Raw genomic sequence first — 21,478 nt, 5'->3', positions numbered from 1 at the left:
GGCGTTCCGCTCCTTTTTCTCCGGTTCGCCGATCAAGCGCATCGGCCGCGATCGTTTTGTCCGCAACGTCTTGATCGCCGCCGGCAATTCCGGCGATGTCTCGCTGGCGCCGATCGTGCGCGGCCTGCTCGACGACGGCTCGCCGCTGGTGCGGGGTGCGGCAGTATGGGCGCTATCGCTACTGATGCCGCGGCGCGATTTTGCCGAGTTTGCCGCATCGGCCTTGCAGACGGAAAACGAGGCGACGGTGCGCGACGAATGGCTTTCGGCGCTGCCGGATCCCGCAAAGGATCGTTGAAGGGGGGGTTCATTGATGAGCGGAAAACGCTTCTTCATTTTCGGCGCCGGCTATTCCGGCAAGGCCTTTGCCCGGGCCAACGAAAACGGCGCGCCGATCCTTGGGACGACGCGCTCGCCGGAAAAATTCGAGGCGCTGCGGCAGGCAGGGATCGAGCCGTTGCGCTTCGACGGTTCGCTGACGCCCAAGATCGGCGATGCGCTTCGGCAAACCACGCATCTCATCGTCTCGGTCGCGCCGGACGAAGCGGGAGATCCGGCGCTCAACGCCGCCGGCCAGACGATCCGGGCGAGCATGCCGGCGCTTGCATGGATCGGCTATCTTTCGACCGTCGGCGTCTATGGCGACCATGGTGGCGCCTGGGTGGACGAGACCACCGACTGCAAGCCGGTGTCGAAGCGCTCGACGATGCGGGTGGCGGCCGAACGGGAGTGGCTGAAACTCGGCCAAGAGATCGGAAAACCGGTGGCGATCCTGCGGCTGTCCGGCATCTATGGCCCGGGCCGCAACGCGCTGGCCAATCTCGAGGACGGCATCGCAAGGCGGCTGGTCAAGAAGGATCAGGTGTTCAACCGCATCCATTGCGACGACATCGCCGGCGCGCTTTGGCATCTGGCCGAACAGAATCTCGGCGGCATTTTCAACGTCACCGACGACGAGCCGGCACCGCCGCAGGATGTCGTCGCCTATGCCGCCGGATTGATGGGCGTGGAGGCACCGCCGGAAATTCCGTTCGAGACCGCCCAACTTTCGCCCATGGCGCGTTCTTTCTATGGCGAGAACAAGCGCGTCGCCAACAACGCGATCAAGGCGGCCGGCTATCGCTTCCGTTTCCCGAACTATCGGGTGGCGCTGGAGCGGATGTGGGCCGACGGCAACTGGCGGGATGGGGAACCGCGCAGCCCGATGAAACGCTCGTGATCGAAGCGAAGCGCATGGCATGATATGATTCGCGCCTGAAGCATGTCGCCGAGGATTGCGTCGCGCCACTGGAGAGGGGACCCGACCTGATGACGTTGCGATCGCTGCCCGACAGGAAGCCGTTCCTGACCGCCGCGCTTGCGCTGGTGACTTTAGCCGCGCTGGCGGCGGCCGCGATCTCGGCCGAACCCCGCGCCAAGGATCTGTTCGGCGCCGAAAAGCTGCCGGCGGTGGCGCCGGCGCAATCCTTCGGCTTCTACTCCAAGGGCTGTTTCACCGGCGGCGTCGCCTTGCCGATGGACGGGCCGAGCTGGGAAGTGATGCGCCCCTCGCGCAACCGCCGCTGGGGCCATCCGTCGATGATTGCGCTGATCGAGAAGCTCGCCCGTGATGCCCATGCGGATGGCTGGCCCGGCTTGCTGATCGGCGACATTTCGCAGCCGCGCGGCGGGCCGATGATGACCGGCCATGCCTCGCACCAGATCGGCCTCGACGCCGACATCTGGCTGACCCCGATGCCGAGCCGTCCGCTGACGATTGCGCAGCGCGAGACCATGAGCGCCAAGCTGATGGTCGACGAGAAAACGCATCTGGTGAAGGACGCGCTGTGGACGCCGGCGCATACGCGGCTTCTGAAGCGCGCGGCGAGCTACGCGGAAGTCGAGCGCATCCTGGTCAATCCGGGCATCAAGAAGAAGCTCTGCGACACCGTCACCGGCGACCGTTCCTGGCTGCGCAAGATCCGGCCGTTCTGGGGCCACGACTATCATTTCCACATGCGCATCGGCTGCCAGCCGGGCTCGCCCGGCTGCAAGGCGCAGGATGCGACGCCTGACGACGACGGCTGCGGCAAGCCGCTTGCCTGGTGGTTCACCGAGGAGCCCTGGCGGCCGAACAAGAACCCGGATGCGCCGAAGGCCCGCGACCTGATGACGATGGCCAACCTGCCCAGAGAATGCCGGGCGGTGCTCGCCGCGCCCGACGCGCCTTCGCTGGAGGCTGTCACCTATCAAGGCGGCGGCGCGACAGCGGTAGCGGCCGCCAAGCCGGAACCGGCCGAGCCGGCGCAGACGATCTCCAGCAGCGCCGCGGCACTCCCGGCCGAGGCCAGCGCCTTCGCGCCCACGCCCTCGATCGGCATTCCGCTGCCAAGGCCAAGGCCGGGGAACTGAGGCCCAGCCTGCGACCCCCCTTTGAGGGCAGGACAATCGCATAGGGCGCTCCCCCTCTCCGTCTCGGCTTCGCCGAGCCACCTCTCCCCCACTTTGTGGGGGCGAGGAACCCAAGCTTTTCAAGGCTGCGACATCAGCGGTTAGCGTTTCCTCGCCCCCATGAAATGGGGGAGAGGTGGCCGCGAAGCGGCCGGAGAGGGGGGCTGGCGCTGCCATATGCGATTGAGCTGGCCGCCAAGCGGTCAGAGGGGTTGCCTCCTGAAGCTAAGCCGCTTTCCCTTTGCCACCCCATGCGCTAGTTCAACGAACAGACAGGCGGCAGATGGTCAGAACGGGGACGAGCGAGAAAAAATGGCAGGCGAAGACGATACAGCGCTGCGGTTTCCGGTCCTGATCGGCGACATCGGCGGCACCAATGCGCGCTTTTCCATCGTGCTCGACGCCAATTCGGAAGCGACCGAGCCGCAGATCGTGCAGACGGCCAATTTCAAGACCATCGACGAGGCGATCCAGGCGGCGGTGCTCGACCGCTCGTCGATCCAACCGCATTCGGCGGTGCTGGCGGTCGCCGGCCCGGTCGACGGCGACGAGATCCGGCTCACCAACTGCCCCTGGGTGGTCAAGCCGCACCAGATGTTCGCCAATCTGGGCTTGAGCGAAATCGTCGTGCTCAACGATTTCGAGGCGCAGGCGCTGGCGGTCGTGGCGCTCGGCGAGGAGCATATGGAAAAGATCGGCGGCGGCACGCCGGAACCGAGCGCGGGGCGGGTCGTGCTCGGCCCCGGAACCGGGCTCGGCGTCGCCGGGTTGATCTACGCGCTGCGCCATTGGATACCGGTGCCGGGCGAGGGCGGGCATATGGACATCGGCCCGCGCACGCCGCGCGACTTCGAGGTGTTCCCGCATATCGAAAAGCTCGAGGGTCGCATTTCCGGCGAGCAGATCCTATGCGGCCGCGGGCTGGTCAACCTCTATCGCGCCGTGGCCAAGACGGATGCCAAACCGATGCCTTTCACCACCCCGGCGGAGGTCACCGCCGCGGCTTTGGCCAAATCCGACGCGGTGGCGCAGGAAGCGTTGGAACTGTTCGTCACCTGCCTCGGCCGCACCGCCGGGGACCTGGCGCTGGTGTTCAAGAGCCGCGGCGGCGTGTTCCTGACCGGGGGCATCGCGCAAAAGATCGTGCCGGCCCTGAAAGCCGGCAATTTCCGCGCCGCCTTCGAGGACAAGGCGCCGCACAGCGCGCTGATGCGTTCGATGCCGGTCTATGTCATCACGCACCCGCTCGCGGCGCTCCTCGGCCTCGCCGCCTATGCCAGGACCCCCTCGCTGTTCGGCGTCCAGACTGCGGGGCGGCACTGGCGGACGTGAGGCTGGCAGCGATCCAGCCCAGGGCGGAGTTTCGTCGCAGAGACTCCGGGACCCTGTCTGAGAGGCCTGTGCCAAGCACGCGCCGGCCTCTGGAATTAAAAACATCCTTCGCCGCTTTCGCGATGCCGCGACGAAGTTTCGCCATAGGCAAGCCGCCACTGGGGCGCTAAGAGGGGTGCCGAATTGCAGCCCGGCTGCGAGGCCAATCGAAAATCACGGAACAAACCCCGATTTGAACCAGTCGCTTCAACATCAAGCGAAGGCCCTGCCGGGCGAAACCTGGGCGATCCTGCGCCGCATCATCGCCGAGAACGGCCGCGAATACCGCTGGTCCTATGTTGTCGCCATCACCTGCTCGCTGGTCGTTTCGGCCACGACGGCCTTCGCCGCCTGGATCATGAGCCCGGTCGTCAACCAGATCTTCTACGAGCGGCGCGGCGATCTGATCCTTCTGATCTGCGCAGGCATCATGGGTTCCTTCGTGTTGCGAGGGCTTGCCACCTATGGCCAGGCGGTGACGCTGTCCAAGATCGGCAACAATCTGGTGGCGCGCTACCAGCGCCGCATCTTCGACCATCTGATGAAGCTCGGCGTCGGCTTCTTCACCGACACGCGTTCCGGGCAGCTCGCGGCGCGGGTCAACGAAAACATCAACGGCATCCGCGACCTTCTGTCGATGACGCTGACCTCGATCGCGCGCGATGCGGTGTCGCTGATCGGCCTGATCGGCGTCATGATCTACCAGGACCCGCTGTTGTCGCTTTCCTCGCTGCTGATCGGGCCGCCGCTGATCTGGGCCGTCGTCTATCTGCAGCGCCGCGTGCGCCGCATCTCGCGCGAGTCCGTGCAGATCAACTCGCGGCTGATCGGCGCCATGCAGGAAGCGACGCAAGGCATCGCCATCGTCAAAGCCTTCACGATGGAGGAGGAGCTCTCGCGCCGCATCGGCAAGCTTTCCGAGAGCGCCGAGCAGCGCGGCAACAAGATCGCGCGCGTGTCGGAGCGGCTGACGCCGATTTCCGACATGCTGGCCGGCCTCGCCGTCACCGGCGTCATCGCCTATTCCGGCTATAAGGCGCTGGTTCTCGGCGAGCCGCCGGGCGCGGTCTTCTCCTTCATCACCGCGCTGATCCTCGCTTACGATCCTGCCCGACGCCTGGCGCGCACGCAGGTCGGCATGGAGCGGGCCCTGGTCAACGCGCGCATGATCTACGAGCTGCTCGACCTCGAACCGCAACAGGGCGACGCACCGGACGCGGTCGAGGCCAGTATCGGCAATGGCGAGGTGCGCTTCGACAATGTCACCTTCGGTTACGCCGAAGATATGCCGGTGCTCAGGAACCTGAGCTTCACCGCCGCCGCCGGCAAGGTCACGGCGATCGTCGGCGCCTCCGGCGCCGGCAAGTCGACGCTGGTGGCGCTCTTGCAGCGCTTCCACGACGTCGATAGCGGCAGAATCGAAGTCGACGGGCAGGACATTTCCAAGCTGACGAAGCGTTCGCTTCGCAGCTCGATCGCCTATGTCGCGCAGGCGCCCTACCTGTTCGAGGGCACGATCCGCGATAACATCCGCTATGGCCGGCTTTCGGCCACCGACGCCGAGATCGAGCTGGCGGCTGCCCAAGCGGCGGCCGACGAGTTCATCCGCCAGCAGCCGCAGGGCTATGACACGCCGGTCGGCGAGAACGGCGTGACGCTGTCGGGCGGCCAGCGCCAGCGCGTCTCGATCGCCCGCGCCATCGTGCGCCAGGCGCCGATCCTTCTGCTCGACGAGGCGACCTCGGCGCTCGACAACGAGGCGGAAGCGCGCGTCCAGGAAGCGCTGACCCATGTCATGGAAGGGCGCACCACCATCGTCATCGCGCACCGGCTGTCGACGGTGGTCAATGCCGACCACATCATCGTGCTGGAGGAAGGCCGGCTGGTCGAGGAAGGCACGCATGCCTCGCTGATGGCCGACCCGCACAGCGTCTATGCCCGCTTCCACCGGGTTCAGGGCAACAAGGGCCTGGGGCTTGTCGACGACGCCAGGCCGATCCAAACTCCGTCGCCGCGCAGCCGCGCGAAGAAAGCCGTCAGGAGAAGCGCATGAGCGAAGCGGGCGATATGGGCCTGGTGGTGGTGGGTGCCGCCGGCCGGATGGGCCAGACGCTGGTCCGCGCCATCCACACGATTCCCGGCGCGCGCGTCGCCGGCGCGGTCGAACGGCAGGGCTCGCCCTATCTCGGCAAGGACGCAGGCGAGCTCGCCGGCATCGGCACCATCAACGTGCCGATCGTCGACGACCCGCTGCCGGCCTTCGCCAAGGCCGACGGCGTGCTCGATTTCACGGCCCCTAGCGCGAGCGTCGAATTCGCCGGCTATGCCGCGCAGGCGCGCATCGTCCATGTCATCGGCACCACCGGATGCTCGGCGGAGGACGACGCGAAGATCGCGGCGGCCGCGCGCCATGCCACGATCGTCAAATCCGGCAATATGAGCCTCGGCGTCAATCTTTTGGCGGTGCTGGTGGAGCAGGCGGCACGCGCGCTCGACCCGCAAGATTTCGACATCGAGATCCTGGAAATGCATCACAAGCACAAGGTCGACGCGCCGTCCGGCACGGCGCTGCTGCTCGGCGAGGCGGCGGCGAAGGGCAGGGAGATCGCTCTCAAGGACAACAGCGTGCGGGTGCGCGACGGCCACACCGGCGTTCGCAAGCCGGGCACGATCGGCTTCGCGACGCTGCGCGGCGGCTCGGTGGTCGGCGAGCACAGCGTGATCATCGCCGGCACCGGCGAGCGCATCACGCTCTCGCACCAGGCCGAGGACCGGGCGATCTTCGCCCGCGGCGCTGTAAAAGCCGCGCTTTGGGCGCGCGCGAAGAAACCCGGGCTCTATTCCATGCGGGACGTGCTCGGCCTGAGCTGAGGCGGCCTATTTTCCAACGCAATTCCGAACGGAAAGCCGCTACACACTTTTCCTGGAATTGCTCAAATCGAACCACTTATCAGGAGCAAACATGTCGGGAACTCTCGTGCTCGTGCGCCACGGCCAGAGCGAATGGAACCTGAAGAACCTGTTCACCGGCTGGCGCGACGTCGGCCTGACCGAGCAGGGCAACGCGGAAGCCCTTGCCGCCGGCGAGAAGCTCAAGGCGCGCGGCCTGAAATTCGACATCGCCTTCACCTCGGCGCTGAAGCGGGCGCAGAAGACCTGCCAGATCATTCTCGACGTGGTCGGCCAGAGCAGTCTCGAGACCATCCGCGACCAGGCGCTCAACGAGCGCGACTATGGCGACCTGTCGGGCCTCAACAAGGACGACGCGCGCAAGAAATGGGGCGAGGAGCAGGTGCATATCTGGCGCCGCTCCTACGACATCGCGCCGCCCGGCGGCGAAAGCCTGAAGGACACCGGCGCGCGCGTGTGGCCCTATTACCTGCACGACGTGCAGCCGCATGTGCTGCGCGGCGAAACGGTGCTGGTTGCCGCCCACGGCAACTCGCTGCGCGCGCTGATCATGGCGCTGGACGGCAAGAGCGGCGAGGAGATCGTCAAGCTCGAGCTCGGCACCGGCGTGCCGGTGATCTACAAGCTCAACGCCGATTCGACCGTGGCGAAGAAGGAAGTGCTGGAGGGGTGAGGGCTCTTTTGCCTCCTTGCGGCGGCGACTAGGCGCGCGGTTTCCAAGGCAAATCACTTCAGATTTCTGTTCCCGCGCTTACCCATCCGGCGTTTGCGCTGCCCCTCACCTGCCTGCCGGCATCCTCTCCCCGTATAGTGACGGGGAGAGGGAAGCTCTTGGCCGATTTCGCCAGTCGCCAGCGGTGCAGGAAGGGCGCCGAGGCCGAGGCCAGCCCCTTCTCCCCGTCACTATACGGGGAGAAGGGCCCGGCAGGGCGATGAGGGGCAGCGCCGACGCAGACGAAAAAAGCGCGTTGACACATATCGTTTGCCCGCTTACATGAGCCCGCACCAGCCCAGATGGCGGAATTGGTAGACGCGCACGGTTCAGGTCCGTGTTCCGCAAGGAGTGGAGGTTCGAGTCCTCTTCTGGGCACCATCTTTCCCGACTGCCAACGGGATAGCGCTTCCAGATTTACGACATTCGTGATTGGCCGTAGCCTCTGAGCTTCGCCATCCACCTCCCCTCCCGGCCAGTCCCCGAACAAACCGCTTCAAACCTAGCACCCCTGGCGTTACGGTCCGCCCCATGGCCCCTTCCGTCAGCCCGACCATCGCCGCCCGCCGCGACCAGATGTTTCCGATCCTGACCGATGCGGACATCGAGCGCATGCGCCGCTTCGGTGAAGCGCGCGCCTATGACGCCGCGGAGCCTATCGTCACGGCCGGCTCGGTCTCGCCCGGGCTGATCCTCATCCTGTCGGGCAGGGTCGACATCACGCAGGCCGGCGGCCTTGGCCGGCCCGAGGCGATCATCACCTACGGCTCCGGCAACTTCATCGGCGAGCTGGCGCAGCTTTCGAACCGGCCGTCGCTGGTCAATGCCGAAGCGGCCGAGCCGGTCGAGGCCATCGTCATCCCGTCGCAGCGCCTGCGCGACCTGATGGTGCAGGAGGCGAACCTTGGCGAACGCATCATGCGGGCGCTGATCCTGCGCCGCGTCGGTCTGCTCGAAAGCGGCGTCAGCGGACCGGTCGTCATCGGACCTCCCGGCAATGGCGACGTGCTGCGGCTGCAGGGTTTTCTCACCCGCAGCGGCCTGCCGCACCGCGCGCTCGATTCCGACACCGATCCCTGCGCCAAGACGCTGATCGAGCGCTTCCATGTCGATCCGCATCATCTGCCGATCGTGCTCTGTCCCAATGGCAAGCTGCTGCACAATCCGGGCGAGAGCGAGCTCGCGCGCTGCGTCGGCCTGCTGCGGCCGATCGATGCCGGCAAAGTCTATGACGTGGCCATTGTCGGTGCCGGGCCGGCGGGGCTGGCCGCGGCGGTCTATGCCGGCTCGGAAGGGCTGTCGACGATCGTGCTCGATTGCCGCGCCTTCGGCGGGCAGGCTGGCGCTTCCTCGCGCATCGAGAACTATCTCGGCTTCCCGACCGGCATTACGGGCATGGCGCTGATGGCGCGCGCCTACAACCAGGCGCAGAAGTTCGGCGTCGAGATGGTGATCCCGGACGAGGCGAAGCTGCTCGGCGCCGCCGACGACATGCCCGGCTACAGGCTCGATGTCGGCGACGGCGAAAGCGTACGTACGCGCACGGTGGTGATCGCCAGCGGGGCACGCTACCGCCGCCTCGATATCGCCAACCTCGCGCAGTTCGAGGGCACGTCGGTGCATTATTGGGCCTCGCCGATCGAGGCGCGGCTTTGCCGGGAGCAGGAGGTCGCGCTGGTCGGCGCCGGCAATTCGGCCGGCCAGGCGGCTGTCTACCTGGCCAGCCAGGTGCGGAAAGTGACGCTCCTGGCGCGCCGCGACAGCCTCGATGCCACAATGTCGCGCTATCTGGTCGAGCGCATCGAGGCGCAGCCGAACATCGAGGTGCTGACCGAGACCGAGATCGAGGCGCTCGACGGCCACGAAGGCAATCTCGACCAGGTGCGCTGGCGCAACCGGGTCACCGGCGTGGAGACGACGCGTGCCATCCGCCATGTCTTCCTGTTCATCGGCGCCGACCCGAACACCGACTGGCTGGCAAGCTGCAATGTGATGCTGGACGCCAAGGGTTTTGTGCGAACGGGGCCGGATGTGGCGCCGGGACACGGCCCGATGGAGACAAGCCGCGGCGGCGTGTTCGCCATCGGCGACGTTCGCTGCGGCTCGACGAAACGGGTCGCGGCGGCCGTCGGCGAAGGCGCCCAGGTGGTGTCGGCATTGCATGCCTATCTTGCGCAGAGCCGCGCCGCTCAGAGCAACTCCAGGAGATCGTGATGAACGAATGCAGGCATACGGAGGACATCCAGGACGTCACGCCGAGCGCGCTCGGCTGCGAGGAATGCCTGAAGAGCGGATCCTGGTGGGTGCATCTAAGGCTCTGCCGCACCTGCGGCCATGTCGGCTGCTGTGACGACTCGCCCAACCGCCACGCCACCAAGCATTTCCACGCCACAAGCCACCCGGTCATCGAGGGCTACGACCCGCCGGAGGGATGGGGCTGGTGCTATGTCGACGAGGTTTTCATCGACCTCGGCGGCCGCACCACGCCGCAGAACGGACCGATCCCACGCTTTGTTTGAGGCGGCCCTGACCTCTCGGCGCGCCACTTGCCTGCGCGGCGCAAAAAAAAGAGGTCGCCCGAAGGCGACCCCAAAAGCCCGTGCTGTAACACGTGGGCAGAAACTTATTTCGCACATCCAGACGCGTTCGGGTCCGCAACGCAGTCGGCTATGTGATTGAACTTTGTGTTCAACGCCCCGCCGAGCGAGCTTGCTCCGACCATGATCGCCAGTGCGATCAGCGCCGCGATCAGGCCGTATTCGATAGCCGTTGCACCGGATTCGTCGTTCTTGAAACGCTTGATTAGATTGAGCATTGGAGGATTCCCTTGTTGCCCCGTTGGTGACCTGCTCAACCTATAAAGAAACAATTTTGAAGACCTTAATCCAAACAGTTAAAATTCTGTTATTGCAGCCATATCTGGAATAGAGCTTGAAGGTTAGCTTGACATAATAGCACATCGTTATAAAGCTATACCTAATATATAGGGCAAGCGATGCCCAATCACGGTACTCGATGGGAAAATTAGCGTGGCTGACTGACTTTTGCGGTTTGCTCTGCGCTAGACTCTTGTCTATACCGCTCAACAAAAGCCTTTTATGGCATATGCATTCATCTCGATGTGAACAAAACCCGCTCTCACTATAATGACAACGTCATTACACGCTACTACTCTTGAACAATGAAGCACGAACCTCCAGACGCTTCCAAGAGAAGCACGCTGAACATGCGCATCAAGCCCGAGGAGCGCGGCTTGATCGACGAAGCCGCGCGGACGCTCGGCAAGACCCGGACGGATTTCATCCTCGACGCTGCCCGGCGTATGGCTGAGGACACGCTGCTCGAGCGCACGCTTATCAAGGTCTCGCCGGAAGCCTATGCCGAATTCCTTGCTCTGCTCGATGTGCCGGCCAAGTCGAACGAGCGACTGTCCAAACTGATGAACGCGCCACTGCCATGGGAAACTAAGTGACGCTCCAGGCGCCGGTACCGCTGGATCGTGGCCACGACCTTTCGTCTTTTTCATCCGGCATTCCGGCGTCGGATGACTGGGTCAAACGCCGAGCGCTCGCCAACCAGGACAGTGGCGCGACACGCACCTTCGTCACTTGCAAGGACGACAAGGTTGTCGCCTACTACGCGCTCGCTTCGGGCGGCGTCATTGCCAGCCATGTGCCAGGCCGGTTTCGGCGCAACATGCCCGATCCGATTCCGGTAGCAATTCTTGCTCGTCTCGCAATCGACACTTCCTGTCAGCGACAAGGAATCGGCAGGGCGCTCGTCCAGGATGCAGCGCGCAGGGTGATGAATGCTGCAGGGTCGCTCGGCATCCGCGGCATCTTGGTCCACGCCATCTCGGATGAAGCGCGAAGCTACTATACGGCGCTTGGGTTCGACCCCTCGCCTCGCGATCCCATGACGCTGGTGATCTCTCTCGCCGATCTGCGTGAGGCGATCAGACCAAAGGAACCAACCAGCAAAAGCGGATGAAGCGGATAGAGGCTAACGACCAGCGCCGCCTACTTCACCGAACTGGTAACAGTCCGGTCGATGCCATCGGGATCGTGGTCGTTGCCGGCCAGCACGCCGACGATCAGAAGGCTGACGATGATCGGCACAAACAGAATGGCGACGCGCGCCTGCACGTAGAAAATGGCGCGCCATTCGTTGCGCTTTTCGGGGCTGTCGTTCATCGCACTCACTCTGTCCTGCCTCCCGGCGGCGGACATAGTAGCGAACGGTTAAACAACCCCTTCCGATTCCGTTAACCGCGCGGAATTCGAACGCCGCCGAGGCCGCCCCGCCCGCCTTTGCCGATTTGCCGTGCCGAATAAAAGCGCGGCGATATTGACGAAAACCGGCCGGGCGCAATAGAAAACACCGGGCTTTCTGGGGTGGGGTGTAACAAATGCTTGGGGGGACACTCCGCGTGAAGTACGCGCGCGGAGAGGCGCGTTTTTACGACGTGCCCAATTGCTTTTTTGATCGGGGCGAAGAAACGGCAGGGTCATTTTCATGACCCGGCCCGAAGCTGTACCAGTTTCAGTGATCGTCTCCACTTACAACTGGCCGGAGGCGCTGCGGCTCAATCTGCAATCGCTCGCCGGCCAAACCGAGCGCTGCTTCGAGGTCATCGTCGCCGATGACGGATCGCGGCCCGATACGGCCGAGGTGATCGAAGCCTTTGCCTGCTCCGCGCCAATTCCCGTCAGGCATGTCTGGCATGAGGATGTCGGCTTTCGCAAATCCGCAATCCTGAACAAGGCTATAGGCGAGGCGCGAGGCGCCTATCTCATCTTCCTTGACGGCGACTGTATCCCGCAGCCCGACTTCGTCGCCCGGCATCGCGCGCTGGCCAGGCCGAACTACCTCATCACCGGCAGCCGCATCCTGCTCGGCCGGGAGTTCAGCAAGGCGCTGCTGGCGGGAGGAATCTGGGACTATCACACCTTCCGCCGGAACATCCTGCGCTATCGCCTCAAGAGCGACACCGCCAAAATCGCCTCGTTTTTCATGCGCGTGCCCTGGCAAAGGCTGTCGGACTACCGATCCTTCGTTTGGCGGCGCATCAAGGGATGCAATCTCGCCTGCTGGAAAAGCGATGCGGTTGCCGTCGGCGGCTTCGACGAGACCTTCACGGGCTGGGGCCACGAGGACGTCGACTTCGTCTTCCGATTGCAGGACAAGGGCGTCGTCCGCCGCGCCGGCACATGGGCGACCGAGGTGCTGCACATCTGGCACAAGCCCGCCGATCGCGGCCGCGCTGCCGCGAACGAGAAGATATTGCTCGACAGAATAGAGGCCGCTCGGCTGCGAAAGAAGCTGGTCAGGCGCCGAGTCTGAAATCAGCGGTGATCCAGCGGGCGACGCTTCGCTTCAACCGGGTTGCAATCCAAACAGCCTCCCGCCGGCCGGCACGACGTCGTCGATGCCGGCGAGGCGCAGGCAGTGCCAGGCCATGGCGTGGTTGGACGAGGTGACGGGTATGCCGATGCGCTTTTCCAGCCCGGCTACCGCCTCGGCGACGCGCAGGCTGGTGCAGGAGATGAAGATCGCGTCCACACCCGGCACCGCCGCCATGCGCTCGGCCGCCGCCTCGATCGAGGCGAGCGAGATGCGGGCCGCCTCGCGGTCGTCGCGACGGTCGAAACTGGCGACGGCGGCGATGTCCAGGCCGCGGCCGGTGAAATAGCGGACCAGGCCCTGATTGATCTCGGGCGCATAGGGCGTCAGCAGACCGATGCCCTTGGCGCCGAGCGCCTTGAAGGCGGCAAGCGCGCCGGTGACCGGCGTGGTGCAGGCGACGCCCGGCCGCGCCTTCCTGATCTCGGCGAACACGGCTTCCTCGCCGAGCGTCATCGTTGCCGAGGTGCAGCCGAAGCCGACGACATCGAGCGGAATGCTGGGCAGGATGAGGTCGACGGTCGGCGCGATCCGCGGCCCGATGGCGCGCAGCGTGTCCGGCGTGATGTCGTTGTCGTTGAAGAGGCGCGCCTCGTAGAAGGCGACGCCCGGAATGCGCACCAGCGCGCGGAACTCGTGCTCCAGCGTCTGGTCGGTGGCGAGGATCGCCAGCCCGATCGCCGCGCGCGCGGCGAGGCCGCCGTCGAGTTCGGACGGCAGCACGCCCAGGTCGACTGGCTCAGCAGATTGAGGGACAGAGGCAGCGAGTCCGGCAGACATGGCATTTCCCTTTCTTATCGATCGTGATTGCACCGGTCCCGCTCCCGGACCCTGCGTTCAATTCAAAAGTCCATCCATGGAAATGGCCGGCCGGCGGCCGGCGATGAGGTCGGCGGTGATGCGGGCCGATCCATGCGACATGGTCCAGCCGATATGGCCGTGCCCGGTGTTGAGATAGAGGTTGCCGAGGCGCCGCTGCCCGAACTCTGGCAGGTTGTTCGGCGTCATCGGCCTGAGGCCCGCCCACATCTCGGCGCGGTCATAATCGGCGCCCTCCGGATAAAGGTCCTGCGTCACGCCCTTCATGAAGGCGAAGTCGGCCGGCTTGTGGCTGGTGTCATAGCCGGCGAATTCGGCCGTGGCGGTGACGCGCAGCCGGTCGCCGAAGCGCGAGATGGCGACCAGATTGTGCTCGTCGACCGAAGCGATGGTCGGCGGATGCGGCCGGTTGCCGATCGGAATGGTCAGCGAATAGCCCTTGATCGGGTAGATCGGCAGGCCGATGCCGATCGTCTTCGCGATCAGCGGGCTGTAGGAGCCGAGCGCCAGAACATAGGCGTCGCCCTTGAAGTTCCCCTTGTCGGTCAGCACCTGGGTGACGCCGTCACCCGATGTCTCGATGCCGGTGATGGTGGTGCCGGTGTGGATTTCGCCGCCGCGCTCCACGACCTTCGCTGCCAGCGCCCGGGTGAACTTCGCCGGATCGCCGGTCTCGTCGGTCGGGCAATGGATGCCGCCGGCTATTCCGTCCTTCGCGGACGCCAGCGATGGGTCGAGCGCGACGACGCCGGCACGGTCGAGCACCCTGATCTCCTGCCCGTCGGATTCGAGCAGCTTCATGTGCTCGATGCCTTTGTCGAGCGCCTGCTGGCTGCGGTGGAAATAGAGGATGCCGCGATCGTTGCGGTCGTAGTCGATAGCCTCGTCGGCGATGACCTCGTGCAGGACCGATTGCGAATAGGCGGCGAGGCGATGCTTGAGCAGCGTGTTGCGCCTGGCCTTCTCGGCCGTGCATTCCATCAGGAACAGAAAGGACCAGCTATAGAGCCTCGGATCGGCCGACAGCTTGAAGCGCAGCGCCTGATCCTTCAACACCAGCGATTTCAAGAGGATCATCGGCGCCTTGGGCGACGACCAGACGAAGGAATGGCCGGGCGCGATCATGCCGGCATTGCCCCAACTGGTCTCGGCGGCGACTAGCGGCTGGCGCTCGAGGATGACGACCTCGTGCCCGTCCTTCTGCAGCTGATAGGCGGTGGTGACGCCGACAACCCCGCCACCCAACACGATCACGCGCATAGCGCCTCCGGAGATCGCAAAGTGAGTACACTTTAGAATGGAATTCGCGATCCGCAAGGGGCGGCACAGAAACGCTACAAATTACCTCCCTTGGCGATCCTTCGCGCCCCCCTCTGTCCTGCCCGTCCTCCGCAGCAGCTGCGCTGCAGCTGCGGAGGGTGGACCGGACATCTCCCCCTCAAGGGGGGAGATTGGCAGCTTCGGCGCTCCGCTCGTCCTGCAATGTCGGCGATTGGCGAAAGCGGAGTTGACGGCTGATCTCCCCCTTGAGGGCAATCGCATATGGCGCTCCCCCTCTCCGTCTCGGCTTCGCCGAGCCACCTCTCCCCCACGTTGTGGGGGCGAGGAACCCAAGCTCTTCAAGGTCAGCGGCTAGCGTTTCCTCGCCCCCGCAAGAGGCGGGGGAGAGGTGGCCGCGTAGCGGTCGGAGAGGGGGCCAGCGCTGCCATATGCGATTGCCCCGCCCCTTGAAGGGAGATGCCCGGTCCACCCTCCGCAGCTGCAGCGCAGCTGCTGCGGAGGACGGGCAGGGCAGAGGGGGGCGCGAAGGATCACCGCGAGAGGGTTTTGGGCGAAGGGCCGCTCAGGCGGCAGTGCCCATGAAAATCCGCGCCAGGCCGCGCGCGGCTACTTCGATGGCATGCGCGGAGCTCAGCGTGATGTGCTTTTCGAGCAGGCTTGCTCCACCGGCAGCATCGCGGCGACGCAAGGCGTCGATGATCGCCTCATGTTCGCGATAGGTGCGCTCACGGCGCGGCGCGGATTCCAGGTCGATGCGGCGGAAAAAGCGGATACGCGCGCAAAGGCCTTCGAGCGCGGCGATCATCTGCGCGTTCTTGGACAGTTGCGTCAGCGCCATGTGGAAGCTTTCGTCGGCCACGGCGATCTTCGCCCATGACCCTTCGTCCTTCAGGCTGCTGTGCTTTGTCCAGGCTTCGGCTGTCGCCTCGATCTCGGCATCGGCTGCCCGTTCGCAGGCAAGCACGAAGGCGGCCCGCTCGATCGCCGCGCGAAGCTCGTAGAGATCGCGCACCGCCTCCGGCGTCAGCTCACGGGCGTAGAATCCCTTGTTCGGCACGGAGGCGACGAAGCCGTCGCGCTCCAGCCTGTTCAAGGCGGCACGCACCGGCGTGCGGCTGACCGCCAGCTCGGCGGCGAGCTCGACCTCGTTGATCCTTTCGCCCGGCCGGAAGCGATAATCGATGGCGAAATCCTTGATCCGCGCATAGACGCGTTCGACGCTGTCGGCGGCGCGCACGGCCCGTGTGCGCACCGGTATAGACTTCTCCTCGCCGCTGCGTTTCCTTGCCATTCCGCCCTCGTACCAGCGCCGCCCAAGCGGCAAGCGCCGATATGATACGTTCCGGAATCGCAAAGTGCACTCAATTGGTTGTTTAGACCGCCAGCGCCTGCTCCAGATCCGCGATCAGATCGTCCCCATCCTCGATGCCGGCCGACAGCCGCACCAGCGAATCGGAGATGCCGATAGCCCCGCGCTTTTCGGCGGGGATCGAGCCGTGCGTCATCAGCGCCGGGTGCTCGATCAGGCTTTCGACACCGCCGAGGCTTTCAGCCAGGGTGAAGAGCTGGGTGCGTTCGAGGAAGCGTTTTGTCCCCGCGAGGTCGCGGTCGAGGTCGACCGAGATCATGCCGCCGAAGGCATGCATCTGGCGTTTTGCGATCTCGTGCTGCGGATGGCTGGCAAGCCCCGGATAGATGACGCGGCGCACATCCTTCCGGCCTTCCAGCCATTGCGCGATCTTCAGGCCGTTGGTGGAATGGCGCTCCATCCTCAGCGCCAAAGTCTTGATGCCGCGCAGCGCCAGAAAACTGTCGAACGGGCCGGAGATGGCGCCGATGGCGTTCTGCAGGAATTTCAAGCGGTCGGCGAGGTCCTGGTTGTCGCCGACCACCGCCACGCCGCCGACCATGTCGGAATGGCCGTTCAGATACTTCGTCGTCGAATGCACGACAATGTCGATGCCGAGTTCCAGCGGCCGCTGGATGTAGGGGCTGGCGAAGGTGTTGTCGGCGACGGTGAGCAGGCCCTTGCGCTTGGCCAAAGCGGCGACCGCTTCGAGATCGACGATGCGCAGCAGCGGGTTGGTCGGCGTCTCGACCCACAGAAGCTTCGTTTCAGGTTTGATCGCGGCTTCGACGGCGGCGAGGTCCGTGAAGTCGGCGAAGCTCACCTGCAGGCCCGCCGAGCGCTTGCGCACGCGTTCCATCAGCCTAAACGAGCCGCCATAGATGTCGTCGGTGGCGACGATATGGGCGCCGGCGTCGAGCAGCTCCAGCACGGTCGAGATCGAGGCCAGGCCGGAGGCGAAGGCGAAGGCCGCCGTGCCGCTTTCGAGATCGGCCACGGCGCGCTCGAAGGCAAAGCGCGTCGGGTTCTGGCTGCGGGCGTACTCGAAACCCTTGTGCACGCCGGGCGATTGCTGGCCATAGGTCGAGGTGGCGTAGATCGGCACCATCACCGCGCCGGTCAATGGGTCATGGCTCTGGCCGCCATGGATGGTGCGGGTGGAGAAGGCCAGGCGGTTCCTGCCGGTTGTGGTCATTTTGCGCGGCGCCTCAGATGGTTGATCAGGTCGATACGGGTTATCAGGCCGACGAATTCCTCGCCATCGAAGACGATGGCGACCTCGTTGCGGTCGAAAACGGGAAGCAGCGCATCGAGCGTCTGGCTGGCCTGGAGCGTGTGCAAGGTGGAGGTCATGGCCGTGCGCACCGGCGCGTTGAAGCGGTCCCAGCGGCCGTCATAGGGGCCATCGACCTTGGCCAATATATCGCTCTCGTCGACGATGCCGACCAGCTTGCCGTTGTCGAGCACCGGCAGTTGCGAGACATCGGAGCGGCGCATGCGGCCATAGGCGTTGAGCAGGCTTTCCTCCGGGCCGACCCAGACCGTGTCGCCGCTGCGGTGCGAGCGCATGACGAGGTCGCGCAGGTCGCCATGCTGCTCATGTTCGTCGAGGCCCTGCTCGGCAAGCCAGATGTCGTCGAACACCTTCGACAGATATTTGTTGCCGCTGTCGCAGACGAAGGTGACGACGCGCTTGGGCGTGGTCTGCTCGCGGCAATAGCGAAGTGCCGCCGACAGCAGCGTGCCGGAGGACGAGCCGGCAAGGATGCCTTCACGCGACAAGAGATCGCGCACCGCCAGCATGCTCTGCTTGTCGGGGATGGAATAGGCCTTTTTCACCAGCGAGAGATCGGCGTTGGGCGGCACGAAATCCTCGCCGATGCCTTCGACGGTCCAGCTTCCGGCCTCTTCCATCTTGCCGGTCTTGATCAGCGGCGCCAGCACCGAGCCGACCGGATCGGCGAGCACCATCTCGGTCTTCGGCGAATGTTTCGCGAAATAGCGGCCAAGGCCGGTGAGCGTGCCGCCGGAGCCGACGCCTACCACCACCGCGTCGACGTCGCCGTCGAGCTGGGCAAAGATCTCTGGGCCGGTGGTGGTTTCATGCGCCAGCGGATTGGCCGGGTTGGCGAACTGGTTGGCATAGAAGGCGCCGGGGATTTCGGCGGCGATCTTCTCGGCCATGTCCTGATAGTATTCGGGGTGGCCCTTGCCGACATCGGAGCGGGTCATGCGTACCTCGGCGCCCAAAGCGCGCAGATGCTGGATCTTTTCGCGCGACATCTTGTCGGGCACGACGAGGATGATGCGGTAGCCCTTGGGGATGCCGACCTGGGCGAGGCCGAGGCCGGTGTTGCCGGCGGTCGCTTCGACGATGGTGCCGCCGCGCTTCAACTTGCCCGCCTTCTCGGCGGCGGCGATCATCGACAGCGCGATGCGGTCCTTGATCGAGCCGCCGGGGTTCTGGCTTTCCAACTTGATGAACAGTCGGCATTTGCCGGTGTCGAATTTGGTCAGCTCGACGATCGGCGTCTGGCCGATCAGGTCGAGCACCGAGGCGTAAGGCGGGCGCAGCCGCGACAGATTGGTGTCCGCGCCCTCGGGCGCCGCTTTCCTGTGCACGCTCATCTCGGACCCTCCATGGCAGCAACCTCGACGCGGGTGACTGACAATCTCGCGCGTGATGGCGGCCGGAATCCATTCCGGCTTCACGCATCACACAGGAACGTCTTTTCCAGCCCTTTTCACTTGGAAAGAAGATAGATCGTGCCAATCCGGCGGCGAGTGGGGGAATGGAATTTCACCGGCGCGGTTAATCTCCCCCCTTGAGGGGGAGATGTCGCCGAAGGCGACAGAGGGGGTCACCGCGCGTGAAGCGCTAACCTCCCTCTGCAGCAGGTAGGCCGAGCCCGGTCGAACCGACCCCCTCTGCCTGCCGGCCATCTCCCCCTCAAGGGGGGAGATTACGCTTCAATCGCCGCCTAGCCCCTCGATCCCAATCAAGAATCCGGATTGCCGAGGCTGGCGAGATGGCGGCACCTTGCCGACCGACCACCACAGCGGCCAACCACTGCGATGTTTCAACGAACCATGTCGTTCGTTGCCGCCGCCGATTTCGCCATGCTAGCCGAAGGCTGCGCGGGACCAATGCATGGAGCAGCCGATGAAGATTCTTGCCTATGACAATTTCAAGCCCGGCGTCACGCTTGACGACCTCAGGCCCTATCTGCGCGACGAGGTCTCGAATGTCTGGCGGCTCTGGAAGGCAGGCATCGTGCGCGAGAATTATGCGCGTGCCGATGTCGGCGGCGTCATCATCGTCTTCGAGCTCGACGGCGTCGAGGAGGCCAGGCGCTACACCGACGATTTCCCGCTGTCCAAGGCCGGGCTGCTGGAATGGCATTTCATCGCCTTCGATGCGCCGCTGCCGCTCGAGTTCCTGTTCGACCCGACCGTCGATATCGCCAAGCCCTGGGATCGGACGGCGGCATGATCCGGTCGAGCGAAGACATCAAGATCCCGACCAGCCTGGCCGAATGGTGCGATCCGCGCCGCATGGCGCTGGTCGTCTACGACATGCAGATCGGCATCTGCCGCCAAGTCGAGGGTGCGGCGACGATCATCGAGCGCACCGGCACGGCACTGGAAGCAGCGCGCTCGGCCGGTATGCGGGTGGCGTTCACGCGCCATCTGTCGCTGCCGAAGAAATGGATGGGCGCCACGCAGTTGCGGACAGCCATGGCCTGGCAGCGGCGCGGCGACCCCGACGCGGTCGAGCCCTGGTTCCTGCGCGACGCCGAAGCGACGCGGATCGTACCCGAGCTCGCGCCGCGCGCGGCCGAGGCGGTGTTCGACAAGCTGACCATGTCGGCCTTCGATTCCACCGCGCTCGGCTTTGCTCTGCGTGACTGCGGCGTGCGTGCTGTCGCGCTTGCCGGCATCGCCATGGAGATCGGCATCGAACCGACGGTGCGGCAGGCGACCGACAATGGCTTTGTGGCGGTGGTGATCGAGGACGCCTGCGGCTTCGGCAACGGGCAAGCGCGCGATCGCTCGATGACAACGCTGCGCTTTCTTGGCGAAGCCGTCATCACAGACGTCGCGGGCTTTTGCGGCGCGCTCGCCGATGCGGCTTGATGCTCGGCTAGGCAGCTGCGTCGATATCGGTGCGGAAGCGCACGCCTTCGGCCCGTCCATGCACGCTGCCCCAGTCGTAGAGCGCCTGGAGCGCGGCAGCGAGATCATGGCCCCGCTCGGTCAGGGTATAGCGTCCCTTGCCGTCGGGCGATGCCTCGAGCACGACAAAACCGATCTCGACGAGGTCGGCCAGGCGCTGCGTCAGCATCTTGTCGGAAAGCGAAGGGATCATCCGGCGCAATTCGGAATAGCGCAACGGCCGTTCCTTGATCCGCGCCAGGATCACCGTCTTCCATTTGCCGCCGAGCGCGTCGAGCGCGAACTCGACCGGACAGCCATACAGTCTACCGCGTCGGGTCATGCGCCGATCGTAGGCAAGGCACAGCCGCGACGAAAGCGAAATCTGCCCGGCCATGTGGCCAGATTGCAGCGTGCGGCTTTGTCGGCGAAAGCTTCGTGAAAGGAGTGCGACGATGAGTGTACGGGATGCCAATCCGGTCAATGCGCGAAAACCCAGACGCGTGGCGATCGTCATCGCCAATCCGGCTGTGTCGACCACCACCGGTTGGCCAGTCGGCTTCTGGTGGAGCGAGCTCACTCATCCCTGGTTCGCCTTCACGGAACGCGGCTATCAAGTGGAGATCTTCTCGCCCGACGGCGGCAGGTGCGAGGCCGATGCGCTGAGCGATCCGCGCGATCCATCGGGCTATTCGGAGACCGACCTCATCTCGCTCGGCTTCATTTCGAGCCCGAAACTCTCGGCCCTGGTCGACAACACGCGACCGGCGGCCGAGATCGATGTCGAGCGCTTCGACGCAATCGTCGTCGCCGGCGGCCAGTCGCCGATGTTCACCTACGAGCGAGCCACCGATTTGCAGCGGACATTCGTCGCCTTCCATGAAGCCGGCAAGGTGGCCGCCGCGCTCTGCCATGGCACCGCCATCCTCCGCTACGCAAGGCGCGACGACGGAACGCTGCTTGCCGCCGGCAAGACCGTCACCGGCTTTGCCAATGTCGAGGAGGACTTTGCCGACAACGCCACCTGGGAGATGGGCGCGCTCGAACGC

At 65.0% G+C, this 21,478-nt stretch carries 23 protein-coding genes and 1 tRNA gene; 16 read left to right on the top strand and 8 right to left on the bottom strand.

What is annotated here, in order from left to right; all coding sequences use genetic code 11:
- From EOA29_RS04750 to EOA29_RS04700, 10 genes are all read left to right on the top strand, one after another.
- Positions 1-298 (top strand): HEAT repeat domain-containing protein (locus tag EOA29_RS04750; protein ID WP_189478822.1); only part of this gene is annotated, 298 nt, incomplete at its 5' end.
- Between the two features lie 15 nt (positions 299-313).
- Positions 314-1,219, top strand: coding sequence for an SDR family oxidoreductase (locus EOA29_RS04745; protein WP_126091041.1), 906 nt, complete (start codon positions 314-316; stop codon positions 1,217-1,219).
- Positions 1,220-1,308: 89 nt separating this feature from the next.
- Positions 1,309-2,391, top strand: a complete 1,083-nt coding sequence (mepA, locus tag EOA29_RS04740) for a penicillin-insensitive murein endopeptidase (RefSeq protein WP_126091042.1) — start codon at positions 1,309-1,311, stop codon at positions 2,389-2,391.
- Positions 2,392-2,742: 351 nt separating this feature from the next.
- Positions 2,743-3,762 carry a glucokinase gene (locus tag EOA29_RS04735; RefSeq protein ID WP_126091043.1) on the top strand — a complete coding sequence of 340 codons (1,020 nt, stop codon included), beginning with the start codon at positions 2,743-2,745 and terminating at the stop codon, positions 3,760-3,762.
- 232 nt (positions 3,763-3,994) lie between these two features.
- Positions 3,995-5,854 carry an ABC transporter ATP-binding protein gene (locus EOA29_RS04730; protein WP_126091044.1) on the top strand — a complete coding sequence of 620 codons (1,860 nt, stop codon included), beginning with the start codon at positions 3,995-3,997 and terminating at the stop codon, positions 5,852-5,854.
- On the top strand, positions 5,851-6,672 hold the full coding sequence (gene dapB / locus EOA29_RS04725; protein ID WP_126091045.1) for a 4-hydroxy-tetrahydrodipicolinate reductase: 822 nt from the start codon (positions 5,851-5,853) through the stop codon (positions 6,670-6,672). The genes EOA29_RS04730 and dapB overlap by 4 nt, the downstream gene beginning before the upstream one ends.
- Before the next feature lie 91 nt (positions 6,673-6,763).
- Complete coding sequence (locus EOA29_RS04720; protein WP_126091046.1) at positions 6,764-7,384, top strand: 2,3-bisphosphoglycerate-dependent phosphoglycerate mutase; 621 nt, start codon at positions 6,764-6,766, stop codon at positions 7,382-7,384.
- Between the two features lie 335 nt (positions 7,385-7,719).
- Positions 7,720-7,804: transfer RNA gene (locus EOA29_RS04710), tRNA-Leu, on the top strand.
- Positions 7,805-7,954: 150 nt separating this feature from the next.
- Positions 7,955-9,637 (top strand): FAD-dependent oxidoreductase, encoded by a 1,683-nt coding sequence (locus EOA29_RS04705; RefSeq protein ID WP_126091047.1) that lies wholly within the window; start codon positions 7,955-7,957, stop codon positions 9,635-9,637.
- Positions 9,637-9,942: a UBP-type zinc finger domain-containing protein gene (locus EOA29_RS04700; protein WP_126091048.1), complete on the top strand. Its 306-nt coding sequence runs from the start codon at positions 9,637-9,639 to the stop codon at positions 9,940-9,942. The genes EOA29_RS04705 and EOA29_RS04700 overlap by 1 nt, the downstream gene beginning before the upstream one ends.
- Positions 9,943-10,046: 104 nt before the next feature.
- Here EOA29_RS04700 and EOA29_RS04695 read toward each other — a convergent pair whose 3' ends face one another.
- Complete coding sequence (locus EOA29_RS04695) at positions 10,047-10,238, bottom strand: Flp family type IVb pilin (protein ID WP_126091049.1); 192 nt, start codon at positions 10,236-10,238, stop codon at positions 10,047-10,049.
- A gap of 366 nt (positions 10,239-10,604) precedes the next feature.
- Between EOA29_RS04695 and EOA29_RS04690 the strand changes: the two genes are divergently transcribed.
- Together EOA29_RS04690 and EOA29_RS04685 are read left to right on the top strand one after the other, a co-directional pair.
- Positions 10,605-10,895: a DUF1778 domain-containing protein gene (locus EOA29_RS04690; RefSeq protein ID WP_126091050.1), complete on the top strand. Its 291-nt coding sequence runs from the start codon at positions 10,605-10,607 to the stop codon at positions 10,893-10,895.
- Complete coding sequence (locus tag EOA29_RS04685) at positions 10,892-11,413, top strand: GNAT family N-acetyltransferase (RefSeq protein ID WP_126091051.1); 522 nt, start codon at positions 10,892-10,894, stop codon at positions 11,411-11,413. The genes EOA29_RS04690 and EOA29_RS04685 overlap by 4 nt, the downstream gene beginning before the upstream one ends.
- Positions 11,414-11,442: 29 nt before the next feature.
- On the opposite strand, the gene EOA29_RS41195 is transcribed toward EOA29_RS04685, so the two are convergent.
- On the bottom strand, positions 11,443-11,616 hold the full coding sequence (locus EOA29_RS41195) for a hypothetical protein (RefSeq protein ID WP_189350454.1): 174 nt from the start codon (positions 11,614-11,616) through the stop codon (positions 11,443-11,445).
- A 322-nt stretch (positions 11,617-11,938) separates the two neighbouring features.
- Here EOA29_RS41195 and EOA29_RS04680 point away from each other — a divergent pair, with 322 nt between their 5' ends.
- The gene (locus tag EOA29_RS04680) at positions 11,939-12,766 is read left to right on the top strand and encodes a glycosyltransferase family 2 protein (RefSeq protein ID WP_126091052.1); all 828 of its coding nucleotides are present in this window, start codon (positions 11,939-11,941) and stop codon (positions 12,764-12,766) included.
- Between the two features lie 33 nt (positions 12,767-12,799).
- Here EOA29_RS04680 and EOA29_RS04675 read toward each other — a convergent pair whose 3' ends face one another.
- The 5 genes from EOA29_RS04675 to EOA29_RS04655 form a co-directional block, all read right to left on the bottom strand.
- Positions 12,800-13,606 carry an aspartate/glutamate racemase family protein gene (locus EOA29_RS04675; protein WP_126091053.1) on the bottom strand — a complete coding sequence of 269 codons (807 nt, stop codon included), beginning with the start codon at positions 13,604-13,606 and terminating at the stop codon, positions 12,800-12,802.
- Positions 13,607-13,663: 57 nt separating this feature from the next.
- Positions 13,664-14,905, bottom strand: a complete 1,242-nt coding sequence (locus EOA29_RS04670; protein WP_126091054.1) for a D-amino acid dehydrogenase — start codon at positions 14,903-14,905, stop codon at positions 13,664-13,666.
- Between the two features lie 583 nt (positions 14,906-15,488).
- On the bottom strand, positions 15,489-16,217 hold the full coding sequence (locus tag EOA29_RS04665) for a GntR family transcriptional regulator (protein ID WP_126091055.1): 729 nt from the start codon (positions 16,215-16,217) through the stop codon (positions 15,489-15,491).
- 82 nt (positions 16,218-16,299) lie between these two features.
- Positions 16,300-17,469 (bottom strand): cystathionine gamma-synthase, encoded by a 1,170-nt coding sequence (locus EOA29_RS04660; RefSeq protein ID WP_127220301.1) that lies wholly within the window; start codon positions 17,467-17,469, stop codon positions 16,300-16,302.
- Positions 17,466-18,902: a pyridoxal-phosphate dependent enzyme gene (locus EOA29_RS04655; protein ID WP_126091057.1), complete on the bottom strand. Its 1,437-nt coding sequence runs from the start codon at positions 18,900-18,902 to the stop codon at positions 17,466-17,468. Before EOA29_RS04655 ends, EOA29_RS04660 begins: the two co-directional genes overlap by 4 nt.
- A gap of 535 nt (positions 18,903-19,437) precedes the next feature.
- Between EOA29_RS04655 and EOA29_RS04650 the strand changes: the two genes are divergently transcribed.
- A complete protein-coding gene (locus tag EOA29_RS04650; RefSeq protein WP_126091058.1) occupies positions 19,438-19,767 on the top strand; it encodes a hypothetical protein in 330 nt (109 codons plus the stop codon).
- Positions 19,764-20,411, top strand: coding sequence for a cysteine hydrolase (locus tag EOA29_RS04645; RefSeq protein ID WP_126091059.1), 648 nt, complete (start codon positions 19,764-19,766; stop codon positions 20,409-20,411). The genes EOA29_RS04650 and EOA29_RS04645 overlap by 4 nt, the downstream gene beginning before the upstream one ends.
- Positions 20,412-20,418: 7 nt before the next feature.
- On the opposite strand, the gene EOA29_RS04640 is transcribed toward EOA29_RS04645, so the two are convergent.
- Positions 20,419-20,772 (bottom strand): helix-turn-helix domain-containing protein, encoded by a 354-nt coding sequence (locus tag EOA29_RS04640; RefSeq protein ID WP_126091060.1) that lies wholly within the window; start codon positions 20,770-20,772, stop codon positions 20,419-20,421.
- A gap of 112 nt (positions 20,773-20,884) precedes the next feature.
- Here EOA29_RS04640 and EOA29_RS04635 point away from each other — a divergent pair.
- Positions 20,885-21,478: type 1 glutamine amidotransferase domain-containing protein (locus tag EOA29_RS04635; protein WP_145969624.1), on the top strand; the 594-nt coding region annotated here is incomplete at its 3' end.

The organism is Mesorhizobium sp. M1E.F.Ca.ET.063.01.1.1 (genome assembly GCF_003998155.1).
In the GTDB taxonomy this organism is placed as follows: Bacteria; Pseudomonadota; Alphaproteobacteria; order Rhizobiales; family Rhizobiaceae; genus Mesorhizobium.
Note: the sequence above shows the minus strand (reverse complement) of the source record. Positions and strands in the feature narration are given on the sequence as shown.